This window comes from Acidimicrobiales bacterium (assembly GCA_035547835.1).
GTDB lineage: Bacteria > Actinomycetota > Acidimicrobiia > Acidimicrobiales > Iamiaceae > DASZTW01.
Window position 1 is genome coordinate 1 of the sequence record DASZTW010000020.1, and the last position, 12,763, is coordinate 12,763.

The window sequence follows — 12,763 nt, forward strand, 5'->3', positions numbered from 1 at the left end:
CGGGCTACGCCCCACCATCGAGATGGGCGCCCGACCGTATGACCCTCAACTCGGCAGATTCCTCACCATCGACCCCGTCCCCGGCGGCTCCGCCAACAACTACGACTACACCAACCAAAACCCCATCGGCGCCACCGACCTCGACGGAAAGCTGCTACCGCCGGACATCGCCGGCTACTTCAGCAATCCGGCACCGACGACCTACGTCAAGCACTATGTCATTAACGGGCGACGCTACCGAACCGTCGTTAGCCGTACGCCGCTCCCCTTGTATCGACGCAACCCGGTAACCCGCCGATACGAACCCGTGCCCGAACCGCCTCACATTGTCGCCAATAAGTACAAGAGAGTTCCAGATCCAAAGATCAACTGGGAGACAGTCGCGAACTATTCCGGTGATTGCCTAGAGGGTGGGTTCCTTGGAGCAGCCTACGGCTCGGGTGTTCCGATCCTTGGCAACGTGGCCGGAGCGATACTCGGTTGTGCGTTCGTGTCGGGCGGTCAGCTGTTGTTCAACCACATCAAATGAGACGCCACTCCGCGCGAGAGCTCCGCGCTCGTCTCCACAATATGGACTCTCCTGAACTGGCAGTGCTAGCCGGGTTCTTCGCTGGCGGCCTGTTCATATTTGGGCTCGGATGTTACGTGGCTGTGTGGAGGCATCAGATGGCGGGCATTGTTGGCTTGATGATCGGTGGTACATCGATGGCATTCTTGATCTACCGGGTGCAGACACGCGTACCGCTCGACGGTCCGTCCGGGACCAGGCAACAGGGAGCCCGCGGCGTTCCGCCAAAGAGGATGTGGGCCAAGGGTCGGCTCGCGATGAACAAACGCACCTGGCGGTGGACTGTGCGCGCCTTTTGGGTGGCAGCGGCGTTTGAGGTCGCCCTACGAATCAACGGGTCGTCAAGCCCGGCACGGCTGGTCCTCCTCGCGATCGTAGGTGCGGGAGTGTACCTAATACGACCGTCATGAACGCGCGCTGCTGGCGGGCACGCCGACTCCTATTCGTCTGGGGCGGGTGTACGCATGGCAATAATGCCGGATGCAAGACTCACCGTCACGCTCGCCGAGTGAGCGAGCGAGTATCAGTCATCTCAGTGATAATGGGCGCGGGAGGGCGACCACAAGGGCCGCGAACCGTGAGCCGGCACAGGGTCACGTTGCGAGAAAGCTTCCGAGAGGCGTGGGAGGCCAGCAACGCCCCTGGAAGCGCCGACACGCAGGGGCATGGCGCGATCATCGTCACCGATACCGCCCATACCACGATCATTGCTGTGTTGGACAGCGCCGGGGTGGTGACGGCCCGCATGTTGGGGTTGCCGGGCGGGGTGACCGTCACCCGCCAGGCCAGCGGTGACGTGTGGAGCTACCCGAACGTTCACGGCGACGTCGCCGCCACCACCAATAGTGCCGGTGTCAAGACCAGCCCGACGCTGCGGTATGACCCGTTCGGTAACCCGCTCGCCGGTGTCGCCGACAACCTGCCCGGCGACTACGACTACGCCTGGCTCGGCACCAAAACCCGCCCCGTCGAACACCAACCCGGCCTCCGACCCACCATCGAGATGGGCGCCCGACCCTACGACCCCGCGCTCGGCAGATTCCTCACCATCGACCCCATCCCCGGCGGCACCGCCAACAACTACGACTACACCAACCAAAACCCCATCGGCGCCACCGACCTAGGCGGCCTACTGATGCCGTGCGGTGCCACCGGCACCACCAACTGCAACCACGGCCACCAAGGCGCCATCGGCAAAGTCGCACGCAAGATCCTCCGGGAGCGAGACCGCCAGAGAAGGCGCATCATCGACCAGGGAGTCATGAACGGCGGCTTTCACATCATCCGTCCAGGTGCCGAACACGCCCCAGGGGAGAGCCGACGATCAATACGCTGCAGCCGTGAAGGTATGGGCGGAATCGGACATGGGTCGACGGTTGGCAGGATGAATTGGGGGCCGCTCCGGACGGTCTTCTCCGTAGGAAAGGCAATCGTGAAGGGTGTGATCGGATGCGCAAAGGCCGCTCCGTTCGGGTCCATTGGTGGTGGAGCCGCTGCCGCGGAGCTCGGACCTGAGGCCATTCCGTTCGGGGGCTTGGCTGGCGGTCTGGCTGGGTGCGGCTATGGCGCCGCGCAGGCGAACAACCCGGGCATGCCGCCGGGCGCGCCAATTCTTCCACGATAACCGTACATAGCGAGAGGTTCGGATAGGCATGGGATCTCGACCGTCGTTTGCCACACTTGAGGGCCGCCGCCAGTGGGCGGCAAGGCATTCTCTGCAAGCCTCGATACTGATCACCACGGTGATAAATATTGTCTTCTGCGTTGGACTAACGACCACCGGCTTACCGGCCATCGCCATTGTGGTCGTGGGATGCCTCTTTGAGGTTCTCTGCGCGTATATCGGGTTCCGCCAGCTACGAACCGCTTACGCGCACTTACGCGACGAGACGTAATGAGTATCCAAGCCGAATCCAGCCTCACTATACCTCGCCTCCGCAAGCGATATTGTGTTTTCCTGCCACTTGGAGACTCAGAATGAATGGTTCTCACCTCGCTCATCCCGATCCGCAGCACCGCTGTGTCAGATGGGTCAGGCGGATCCTCCGTGTGATCACTGCTATCCCGATGCTCGTCTCCAATGACGCCCCTTCATACTGTTACTTTGGGCGCCACCTGTGAGCAGGCGACGCGTCACGTTACGACAGAGCTTCCGAGAGGCATGGGAGGCCAGCAACGCTCCTGGAAGCGCCGACACACAGGGGTACGGCGCGATCATCGTCGCTGTGTGGTACTGGATTGTGGGCGTTCCCGAGCGGGACACCGATGCCGCCGACTGAGGACCGGCACCGCCGGGCCATCTGGCATGCCGTGGCCGTTCCGGCATGGGCGAAGGCCCTCCTTGGCCTCCTGACAGCTGCTTCGGTCGTAGTCCTCCTGCTGCGACATGAGTATCGGCCGCTGTTGTCGACGGCGTTCGCCTACCTGGCTGTTCCGTTCGCGGCAGCACTGCTCCTCGGGACCGCGCCGTCCTTGTTCACGAATCGGGCCGTGCGGTCGATAGCCGGGACCGACGGGATGTCCTGGGCTATCGGACTCGTCCTGCTTGGCGTCGGCAACCTCTGGGGCCCGTCCTGGGTCCGAGTCGCCTGCAACGCCTTCCTCTGGATCCCTGCCGTCGGCCTGGTTGTCAGCACCTGTCGTGCTCGCGCCAAGTCTGATCGACGGTAGGTGTGAATGATGGCCTTCCAACGGGGTCGCCGGTCGGTCTGCCGTGTCGCGACGTGGCTGGCGGTGGATGCTGTACGAGCTCGTCGTGGCGGCCGGACGCGAGATCTCGTTGCGGTGGGGTGCCCTGCCAGCAGGTGTCAGCGGCGTCGCCGTCATGGTCATTCGGCGCCAGAACGGCGGCGTGCGCCCCGGCCGCTCACGACGCGACGATGACCTTGGGCGCCGGGTGGTTGACCGCCCGTTTCGATGCCCGCCGGGGGCTACGACTGCATCGCCGCCGTCAAGCCGTGGACCGAGCTCGTCGGGGCGCGGACCACTTTCGGCGGTCGCTCGGTCGGCTTCGTAGGGCTGACCAGCCGCCGGAAGTACGTGTCTCCGATGGGCTTCGAGACGAGACGCGACTGTTCCAGATCATCGCCGCGAGGAGTTCACATCTCGACGCGCTACCTGAGGAGTACCAACGGGCGTGACCTCGGAGTGGTGTCCGACAGACCCGATCTCGTGCCCGCCCGGGAACCTCAGCCGGGTGGGCAGGCGCCGTTGGCGAGTTGGGGGCGGAGCTGGGTGTCGACGAGCTGCATGATCTGCGAGTCGGATGGCAGACCGAGGGCGTCGAGCGCGGCAACCTGCTGGCGGGCGTCGTCGCACTCCCCTGCGTTGGTGTACAGGATCGCCAGGAACGCCTTGGGGTCGCCGAGCTTCGGGGCCACTTGCACGGCTCGCTTCAGGCTCGACTCGGCGGCGTTTCGCAGCTCGACAACTTGCGTCGGGTTCGTGGCCGACTCGGCGGCCAGGGTGAGCGCCCAGCCCCGGTAGGTGAGCGCCACCGGGTCGTTTGGCGCCTTGGCCAGCACGGTCTGGAAGCACTTGAGCGCGCCGAGAGCGTCGCTGCTGATCTCGCCGATGCACTTGGTGGCCGGGCTGGTGGTGGCGGTCGTCGACCCAGATCCGGCCGTAGTGGGCGAGGCGCTGTCGGTCACGTTGGCGTTGCCGCTGATCGTCTGGCCGGGCTTGCGCGAGCCCGACGAGTGGGCCACCCAGATGCCGGCGCCCACCGCCAGCACGACGACCGCCGCGGCGGTGGCGATCACACGGCCGGGTCGACGTGGACGGTGGCTTGCTTCGATCGCCGCGCGGCGCTCGTCGATCGCCCGCAGCACTTCGGCCGCGCGGCCGGTGTAGTCGTCGCGCAAGGTGCGGTAGTCGTCGTCGTCGAGATCGCCGACCTCGCGCTCGCGCTCGAGATCGGCCAAGCTGCCGAGCAGGAACGCCCGCTCCTCCTCGAGCCGCGCCAACTCGTCGGGATCGAGGCGGCCAGCCTTTGCACGCGGCCGGGGCGCGCCCCCGGACGGGCGGGAGGTCGGGCTCGACACCGGCCGGGTCACGCGTCGGTCTCCGGGCGGCTGCCCGGCGAACCCGCGCCCCCACCCGACGCACCCCCTCCGTCCGCCGCGAGCGCGGCGGCCACCAGGGCACGGTCGTCGTCGCTCACCGCGGCCGGGTCGCGCTGGCGCCAGCGCCAGAACGCGAGCCCGAGACCGCCCGCGCCGAGCAGTCCCACCACCACCGGCAGGATCCACACCAGGCTGTCGAACCCCGAGCGGCTGGGCGTCAGCAGGATCGACCGGTCGTAACGGCTCACGAAGTAGGCACGGATCTGGTCGGGCGACCGTCCGGCGGCGAGCTGCTGACGGATCAGCTTGCGCGCCGCACGCGAAACCGGCGCGTCGGACGTGGCCACCGACTCGTCGGTGCAGGCCGGGCACTTGATCGTGCGCGCCACCCGGTCGGTGCGCTCGTCGAGCGACAGGTGATGCCGCGGCTGCGCGCCGATCACCAGCAGCACCACCACCGCGATCGCCAGCAGGCCCCACGGCAACCACCACGGGAACCGCTGCTTGGCCGCTCGGGTCATCCGGCCGCCTGTTGGAACTCGGCGATCTGGCGGTCGAGCCAGGCCTGCGTGACAGGCGCGATCACCTTGAGCACGATCCGGCCCGACGGGTCGACCAGGAACGTCTCGGGCACCTTCGCCACTCCCCAGTCGAGCGACAAGTTCCCGGTGTCGCCCACCACCACCGGCCACGACGACCCGCCGTTGTCGCGAAAGAACCGGGCGCTGTCCGACGGGCTCTCCTGGTACACGATCTGCACCAGCTCGCCGTCGCCGGCCGCCTCGTGCGCTTCGGCCCACTTCTTGAGCTCAGGGGCTTCGTCGCGGCACGGCACGCACCACGACGCGAAGAAGTTCACCACCACCCACTTGCCCGGCTGCGCAGGCAGGTCGAACGACGTGGACGTCACCTTGCCGCTGGCCGAGTCGAGCAGCTTGCCGGTGAGGCCCGGCGCAGCCTTGCCCACCAAGTTGGAGTCGGCCGAGTCGCCCGCTTGCTTCGACACCGCGAGCACCACGATCAACACGACCACCACCACGCCGACCGGGATGGCCGCCAGCGCCGCCCAGCGGGGGCGGCGGCGCGCCGGCCCAGGTGGCGTCGCGGAGCTCCGCTCGGGCGTCATGTCGGCGCGCCGGTGGGGACCGGCTCGAGATCGGTGTCAGCCTCGGGCTCGTCGACCGGCGCAGCCGGGGTGCCCAGCCCTTCCGACACCGGAGCGGTGGGCCGGCGGCGCCGGCCGGGGAAGGCGGCGAGCAGCGAGCCGCCGAAGATCACCGCTCCGCCCGCCCAGATCCAGCTCACCAGCGGCTCGACGATCACCCGCAACGTGATCTTGCCGGTCGACGTGTCGCTGTCGAGCAACGCCAGGTACACGTCCTGGGTGAAGCTCGACTGCACCGACGGGCTGCCGATCGCCTGGCTGGCGTTGGGGAACTGGCGCAGCGCCGGGTGCTTGGTGGCGCCGTCGACGCTGACCGCCGCGATCACCGACGTGCGCGCTTTCTCGGCGACGGTGCGGGTCTGGTGGTACGTGATGCGGTGGCCGTCGACCACCACGGTCTGCCCGGGTGTGAGCGTGAACTCCTGATGCGTCGAGTAGCTCGACGACGCGGCGATCCCGACCGCCAAGATCACGACCCCGAGGTGCACGACCATGCCACCGTTGGTGCGCCCCACCAGGCCACGCCAACCGTTGCGGCGCGTCGCGAGCACGAGTTGTCGGCCCGCCGCGCCCGCCGCAAACCCGCCGAGCCCGAACGCCACGAGCTGACCGAGGCCCCGCGCGCCCGCGACTTCGGCGATGAAGATCGCGGCCGCGCCACACCACCCCGGGATGATCAAGCGGGTGCGCAAGGTCTCCATCGACGCCTTGCGCCACGGCAGCACCGGCGCCACGGCCATCATGAACAGCAGCGCGATCGCGATCGGCATCGAGAGGCGGTCGAAGTACGGGGAGCCGACGCTGATGCGGTTGTTGCGGAGCGCTTCGACGATCAGCGGGAACACCGTGCCCAACAGCACCACGAACGCGAACGCGGCGAAGAGCAGGTTGTTGATCAAGAACGCGCCTTCGCGCGACACCGGCGAGTCGATGCGGCCGGGCGAGCGCAAGCGATCGCCGCGCCACCCGATGAGGGTCACGCTGACCAGCACGACCACCGCGAAGAACCCGAGCAGCAGCGGCCCCAGCGTGGAGTCGGAGAACGCGTGGACCGAGTCGAGCACGCCCGATCGGGTGAGGAACGTGCCCAGGATCGTGAGCGAGAACGTGGCGCACACCAGCGACAAGTTCCAGACCCGCAACATGCCGCGACGCTCTTGCACCATGACCGAGTGGAGGTACGCGGTCCCGGTGATCCACGGCAGGAACGACGCGTTCTCGACCGGGTCCCACGCCCAGTAGCCGCCCCAGCCGAGCACCTCGTAGCTCCACCAGGCCCCGAGGATGATGCCGGCGGTGAGGAACGCCCACGCCAGCAGCGTCCACCGGCGGGTCTCGAGCAGCCAGCCTTCGCCGACGCGGCCGGTGATCAGCGCGGCGATGGCGAACGCGAACGGCACGGTGAAGCCGACGAAGCCGAGGTACAGCATCGGCGGGTGGTACGCGACCAGCAGGTTGTTCTGCAGCAGCGGGTTCGGGCCGGGACCATCGAACCCGGGCCCGGGGTTGTAGCGGCGGAACGGGTTGGCCGGGCCCATCATGAGGCCGAAGAAGAACGCCGCGACCACCAACATGGTGACCATCGCCCAGCCGAACAGCGGGTCGGTGAGGCGCTTGCGGAACTTCCACACCACCGCGGCGATGAAGCCTCCCAGCACGAGACCCCACAGCAGGATCGAGCCCTCGAGCGCGCTCCACATGGTGGCGATGTTGAACAACCGCGGCGTGCGCGAGGACCCGTTGTCGGCCACGTACTTCACCGTGAAGTCGCGGGTGATCAGCGCCCGCTGCATGGCGGCCACCGCCACCACGCCGCCCACCAGCACCACCCCGGCGAACCAGGGGCTGGTCGCCAACACGTCGTCACGACGCTTCAGCAGCGCCCACACGAGGGTGACGACGCCGAGGACGCTGCCCACGAACGCGATGACGACACCGAGGGTGCCGAGCGAGGCGTTCACGGTGCGTCCGAGCTGACCCGGTCGGGATGCTTCGCCTTGTACGTGGCGTCGTGCTTCACGAGGATCTGGTGCGCCCGGAACGTGTCACCGTCGAAGTGGCCCACGAGCACCACCGGCTCACCGGCCTTGAACAGCGACGACGGCTCACCGCCGAAGTAGTTGCACGGCACCCGCACGCCGTTGAACGCGATGTCGAACGTGAGCCGTTCGCCATCCTGCTCGCTGACCTTCACCGGCTTGGCGACGACGGTGCCCTGGATCCGGAAGGTGCGCGCGCCCAGGCTGGCCTTCTTCGCCACCGCCTGGTCGGCGTTGTAGAAGTAGGTGGTCGCCGAGCCGAGCTGGGTGATGAGGAAGGCGGCGGCGGCCACCAGCACCACCAGCACCCCACCCACCATGAGGCGACGGCGGTGGCGGCGGCGGTTGGCGGCGGGCGACGTCGGGCCCGAACGAGGGCTCAGCTCGAGCGTGTCGGCGGTTGCGACCGGGCGGCCGAGGCCGCCTTCGAGCTCTGCGTCGACGCCCTCGCCGCTGCCGGGGTCCTCGGTGGGCGCGCCCGGGTCGTGCCCGGTCACTTGGCGCCGGTCGCTTCGGGGGCGTCGGCGGGCGGCGCGCCGGTCGCCGCGGCGGGGGCCGGCGCGGCATCTCGCCGAGCGACCTCAGCGGCGCGCACCTCGAGCCAGCGCCGCTGACCCGCAGGCACGCGGCGGGCGAGGCGGCGACCGCGCACCACGGTCTGGACCGCCACCGCGATCAGGCCGAGACCCATGATCACGTAGCCGACGATCACGAACGGCCACGGGTCCTGCGGCACATCGTCGGCCGCGGCCACGAGCACAGCGAGCACCGTCATCGGGCCACCTCCGCCACCGGCGCCTTGCCACCCGGCGCAGGGCCACCCACCCCGTCGCCCGTGCCGCCCCCGACCCCTCCGCTCGTCGGCGGAAGTTCGGCCTCGGCACGCCGTTCGGCCAGCGCCACGTCGAGCCCGAGGTCTTCGGCCCGCACTTCGAGGTATTGGACGCGGAAGCGGTGCAGCAGCAGCCAGCCGTACGCCAAGGTGAACGCGAACATCGAGAACATCAGCGTGAACAGCATCGACCCCTCGATCTGCGGGTCGAGGCGGGTGATGGTGGGCCCCTGGTGCAGCGAGTTCCACCACACGGTCGAGTAGTGCACGATCGGCAGGTTGACCGCGGCGATCAGACCCGCCACGGCGCTCCACTTCGCCCGCGACGGCGAGCCGAGCAGCACCTTGCGCAGCGCGAGGTAGCCGCAGAACAGCACGAACATCAGGGCCGTGCTGGTGAGGCGGGCGTCCCAGGTCCAGTACACGCCCCAGACCGGCCGGCCCCACAACGAGCCCGAGATCAGGCACAGGCCGGTGAGCACCACGCCGACCTCGGCCGACGCGCCCGCCAGCAGGTCCCAGAACTCCGTCTTGCGCCACAGGTACAGGATCGACCCGAGCGCGGTGACACCGAACGCGAGGAAGGCGGTGAGCGCGGAGCCGACGTGCAGGTACAGCAACCGGGCCGCGTCGCCCTGGTTCTCGTCGGCCGGGGTGACGACCAGCGCCATCACGGCCAGGAACACCATGCTCACCAACGTCAGAGCACCGAGGATCCGGCTCCCGCGGGAGCCGGTACCGAGCGCGTTCACGATTCCTCCAAGACCGATCCGAAAGCGAGAATGCCAAACGCCACGTACACCAAGGCGAAGACGCCCAACAGCCCGAGCCAGGCCCAACCGCTGGTGGAGCTGGTGCCCAGCGCGGCCTCGAAAGCCTGGGTGGCGCCGATCAGGACCGGCGCCACGACGGGGAGCAACAGCAACGGGAGCAGGGTCTCGCGGCCCCGCACCCCAGCGACGAGTGCGCCATACAATGTACCGGCCGCTGCGATCCCCAAGGTCGCGACCAGGCAGGTGGCCGTGAGCAGCAGACCACCGGCCAGGTCGGTGCTGTACAAGATGGCCACGCCGGCGAACAGCAGCGCCTCGATCGCCAGCAGCTGGGCCGCCACCCCGGCCACCTTGCCGAGGAAGATCCCCGCCGGGTCGAGCAGCGAGAGGCGCAGTGCGTCGCGGGCGCCGTCGGCTGCCTCGGCGCCGAACGACCGCTGCACCGCGAGCAGCGAGGTCAACAGCACGATGATCCAAAACAGGCCGGGCGTCGCGCGTTGCAGCACGCCGCGCTGGTCGTCGAGCGCGAACGCGAACAGCAACAAGATCAGCAGCGCGAACGGCGCCATCTGCCCGAGCCCCACGCGCGACCGCCACTCGAGCCGCAAGTCCTTGCCCGCCACCAACACCGCGTCGTGCAGCGGTCGGTCACGAAGCACAGGTCACCGCCGGTGCGACCTCGGCCTCGGCCTCGGCGTCAGCGGGCGCTGCCGGCGCCGACGCCGGCGCCGCCTCGACCGCTTCGTCGTGGACCACCATCCCGCCGCTCAACACGATGCGCCGATCGGCCAGCCCGCCGGCGCGCTCGAGCTCGTGCGATGCCACCAACACGGTGGCGCCGGCCGCCGCCGCAGCCCGGACGATCTCGTCGATGGTGTCGCGACCGGCCGCGTCGAGACCGGCGTGCGGCTCGTCGAGCAGCCACAGCTCGGGACGGCGCGCCACCAGGCACGCGAGCGCGGTGCGGCGCCGTTGGCCCGCCGACAGGCGACCGACCAGCACGCCCGCGAGGCGACCGCTCAACCCGAGACGCTCCATGGCCGCCCCCGCGTCGACGTCGCGGGCACGCACGGCGCGAGCCCAGAAGCGCACGTTGTCGGCCACGGTGAGGTCGTCGTACAAACCCGTGGCGTGACCCAACATCCCCACCCGGTGCCGCACTCCGCGGCGGTCGACGCGCAAGTCGTGGCCGAGGACCGACGCCTCGCCGGACACGATCGGCAGCAGGCCCGCGCAGCTCCGGAGCAGGGTCGTCTTCCCCGCGCCGTTGGCGCCTTGTACGAGGACGATCTCGCCGTGGGCGACGTCGAGGTCGACGCCGGCCAGCGCAGGGAACCGACCCAACAGGGAGACCGCCTGACGGAAGTGGATGACGTGCTCCATGGGGACGCCACCACGCTACTGACGACCCCCCTGGGCGGACCAATGCACGCAAGGCCGAAACCGCCGCTCCCGCGGCCGGCGCCCCACCCAGGTCGGCCGCCGACGCAGGCGTCGTGATCCGATCGGGTGGCGGCCAGGGTGCATGATGAGCGGCTGATGTCCGAACCAAGGCGATTGGGCCCCGTCGTGGCACACGTTGCGCTCGTCCTCGGGCGTGCCCTCATCGCCATCGGCGTCCTGCTGCTCCTGTTCGTGGGCTACGAGCTGTGGGGCACCAACCTCAACGAGGCCAGCGCGCAAAAGACGCTGGAGCACCGCTACGAGCAGCTGCGCCAGTCGGTGGGCGCATCGTCGACCACCACGCCGACCACCGGCACCACCACGCCGGACACCGACAACTCCACGCTCAACCTGCCGAACGGCAAGCCCGCCGCGTCGAACGGTCCGGCGCCCAAGATCGGCGACCCGATCGGCGTGATCAAGATCCCGAAGATCCACGTCGACAAGACCATGGTCGAGGGTGTCAGCGATGCCGAGCTGCGCCGAGGGCCGGGCCACTACCCGAGCACGCCGCTCCCGGGCCAGCGGGGCAACGCCGGCATCGCCGGCCACCGCACCACGTACGGCGCGCCCTTCGCCGACATCGACCAGCTCGAGGCCGGCGACGACATCGTCGTCGAGACCGTGCAGGGCACCTTCTACTACAAGGTGATGGGCGACCCGCTGATCGTGGCGCCCACCGACGTGCAGGTGCTCGACGACTTCGGCGACAACCGCCTGACGCTCACGGCCTGCCATCCCCGGTACTCGGCAGCCAAGCGGATCATCGTGCAGGCCAAGCTGGTCGGGCCACCCGTGCAACCGCTCGCCGGGCAACACCAAGGGCAGGCCATGCGGTTCCACATCGACATCGGCTGGGGTCAGTACCTGCCGATGATCCGATGGGGCCTGCTCTGCGCCGCGATCTGGGCGGTCACGTGGGCCGCGTCACGCGAGCTCGACCGGCGCTTCGCGCTGGGCTGGCGCCGGTGGGCGCCGTATGTGGCCGGGGTGCCGGTGTTCCTGCTGGCCTTGTGGGCCTTCTTCGGCCAAGTGTCCACGTTGCTGCCGTCGAACTTCTGACGCCCGGTCCCGGTCGCGTCAGCGGCCGGTGAAGTCAGGGCGACGGCGGGCCTGGAACGCGGCGAGGCCTTCTTGGAGGTCGGCGCTCGCCCAGGCCCGGTCGCGGGCGGCCGCCGCTTCGGCCGCGCCGACCACACCGGTCGACGCGGCCAACATGAGCTTGTGGGCGGCCAGCGTGAGCGGCGCCAGGTCCGCCAGCTCCGTGGCCCATGCCAAGGCCGCGTCGAGGGCTGAGCCGGGCTCGACCAGGCGGTGGACGAAGCCGGTGCGGTGGAGGTCGCTCCCCCGCAGCACCTCGACCCCGAGCAGGAGCCCCCGCGCCGGCCCGTCGCCTGCCGCGACCACGAGCTGGTCGACCGTCCACTGGTCGACGGTGAGGCCCAACTTTGCGGCGGGGATCCCGAACGACACGTCGGCCGTGGCGACCCGGAGGTCGGCGGCCAGGGCGAGCTGCGTGCCGGCACCCAACGCCGGGCCTTCGATCGCCGCGAGCACCGGCACCGGCACGCTGCGCATGGCCTGCAACACCGACCGGAGCAGCGCCACGAACCCCTCGTCCTCGACGGTGGTGAGGTCGGCTCCCGCGCAGAAGAACCCGCCGGCGCCGGTGAGCACGACCGCCCGGGTGGCCGCCGGCAGGTCGCCGAGCGCGCCGAGCAGCGCCTCCAACGTGGCGTGGTCGAGGGCGTTGCGGCGCTCCGGTCGATCGAGAGTGACGACGCGGATCGCGTCGCCGTCGCCACTGGGTTCCACGTGCACGGCCATGGCCGCCGACGATACGCGCCGCGCGCTCGAGCCCCGACCGGCGACACTGGGG

13 protein-coding genes are annotated in these 12,763 nt (G+C 69.4%); 3 read left to right on the top strand and 10 right to left on the bottom strand.

Annotated features, from left to right (window positions below; all coding sequences use genetic code 11):
• Together VHA73_16100 and VHA73_16105 are read left to right on the top strand one after the other, a co-directional pair.
• The coding region (locus tag VHA73_16100) for an RHS repeat-associated core domain-containing protein (GenBank protein HVX19545.1) at positions 1-529 on the top strand (529 nt) is incomplete at its 5' end.
• Positions 530-1,280: 751 nt separating this feature from the next.
• Entirely contained in the window at positions 1,281-2,192 is a 912-nt protein-coding gene (locus tag VHA73_16105; GenBank protein ID HVX19546.1) for an RHS repeat-associated core domain-containing protein, read from the top strand.
• A 1,564-nt stretch (positions 2,193-3,756) separates the two neighbouring features.
• Here the strand turns inward: VHA73_16105 and VHA73_16110 are convergent.
• From VHA73_16110 to ccmA, 9 genes are read right to left on the bottom strand one after another with little or no spacing between them, the layout of a single operon-like run.
• The gene (locus VHA73_16110; GenBank protein HVX19547.1) at positions 3,757-4,623 is read right to left on the bottom strand and encodes a hypothetical protein; all 867 of its coding nucleotides are present in this window, start codon (positions 4,621-4,623) and stop codon (positions 3,757-3,759) included.
• Entirely contained in the window at positions 4,620-5,153 is a 534-nt protein-coding gene (locus VHA73_16115; protein HVX19548.1) for a cytochrome c-type biogenesis protein CcmH, read from the bottom strand. Before VHA73_16115 ends, VHA73_16110 begins: the two co-directional genes overlap by 4 nt.
• Positions 5,150-5,758 (bottom strand): redoxin domain-containing protein, encoded by a 609-nt coding sequence (locus VHA73_16120; GenBank protein ID HVX19549.1) that lies wholly within the window; start codon positions 5,756-5,758, stop codon positions 5,150-5,152. The genes VHA73_16115 and VHA73_16120 overlap by 4 nt, the downstream gene beginning before the upstream one ends.
• Positions 5,755-7,758, bottom strand: a complete 2,004-nt coding sequence (locus VHA73_16125; GenBank protein ID HVX19550.1) for a heme lyase CcmF/NrfE family subunit — start codon at positions 7,756-7,758, stop codon at positions 5,755-5,757. Before VHA73_16125 ends, VHA73_16120 begins: the two co-directional genes overlap by 4 nt.
• Positions 7,755-8,333 carry a cytochrome c maturation protein CcmE gene (locus tag VHA73_16130; GenBank protein HVX19551.1) on the bottom strand — a complete coding sequence of 193 codons (579 nt, stop codon included), beginning with the start codon at positions 8,331-8,333 and terminating at the stop codon, positions 7,755-7,757. Before VHA73_16130 ends, VHA73_16125 begins: the two co-directional genes overlap by 4 nt.
• Entirely contained in the window at positions 8,330-8,611 is a 282-nt protein-coding gene (locus tag VHA73_16135) for a hypothetical protein (GenBank protein HVX19552.1), read from the bottom strand. The genes VHA73_16130 and VHA73_16135 overlap by 4 nt, the downstream gene beginning before the upstream one ends.
• Entirely contained in the window at positions 8,608-9,420 is an 813-nt protein-coding gene (gene ccsA / locus VHA73_16140; protein ID HVX19553.1) for a cytochrome c biogenesis protein CcsA, read from the bottom strand. Before ccsA ends, VHA73_16135 begins: the two co-directional genes overlap by 4 nt.
• A complete protein-coding gene (locus tag VHA73_16145) occupies positions 9,417-10,100 on the bottom strand; it encodes a heme exporter protein CcmB (protein ID HVX19554.1) in 684 nt (227 codons plus the stop codon). Before VHA73_16145 ends, ccsA begins: the two co-directional genes overlap by 4 nt.
• Positions 10,090-10,824 (bottom strand): heme ABC exporter ATP-binding protein CcmA, encoded by a 735-nt coding sequence (gene ccmA, locus VHA73_16150; GenBank protein ID HVX19555.1) that lies wholly within the window; start codon positions 10,822-10,824, stop codon positions 10,090-10,092. The genes VHA73_16145 and ccmA overlap by 11 nt, the downstream gene beginning before the upstream one ends.
• A 156-nt stretch (positions 10,825-10,980) precedes the next feature.
• On the opposite strand from ccmA, the gene VHA73_16155 reads away from it, so the two are divergent.
• Positions 10,981-11,946, top strand: coding sequence for a class E sortase (locus VHA73_16155; GenBank protein ID HVX19556.1), 966 nt, complete (start codon positions 10,981-10,983; stop codon positions 11,944-11,946).
• An 18-nt stretch (positions 11,947-11,964) separates the two neighbouring features.
• On the opposite strand, the gene VHA73_16160 is transcribed toward VHA73_16155, so the two are convergent.
• Positions 11,965-12,711 (bottom strand): enoyl-CoA hydratase-related protein, encoded by a 747-nt coding sequence (locus VHA73_16160; GenBank protein HVX19557.1) that lies wholly within the window; start codon positions 12,709-12,711, stop codon positions 11,965-11,967.
• Positions 12,712-12,763: the final 52 nt, after the last annotated feature.

Coding starts and splice junctions, on each gene's coding strand:
- VHA73_16115 (HVX19548.1), bottom strand. CDS start 5,153: ATGACCCGAGCGGCCAAGCAGCGGTTCCCGTGGTGGTTGCCGTGGGGC.
- ccmA (HVX19555.1), bottom strand. CDS start 10,824: ATGGAGCACGTCATCCACTTCCGTCAGGCGGTCTCCCTGTTGGGTCGG.
- VHA73_16120 (HVX19549.1), bottom strand. CDS start 5,758: ATGACGCCCGAGCGGAGCTCCGCGACGCCACCTGGGCCGGCGCGCCGC.
- VHA73_16160 (HVX19557.1), bottom strand. CDS start 12,711: ATGGCCGTGCACGTGGAACCCAGTGGCGACGGCGACGCGATCCGCGTC.
- VHA73_16135 (HVX19552.1), bottom strand. CDS start 8,611: ATGACGGTGCTCGCTGTGCTCGTGGCCGCGGCCGACGATGTGCCGCAG.
- VHA73_16155 (HVX19556.1), top strand. CDS start 10,981: ATGTCCGAACCAAGGCGATTGGGCCCCGTCGTGGCACACGTTGCGCTC.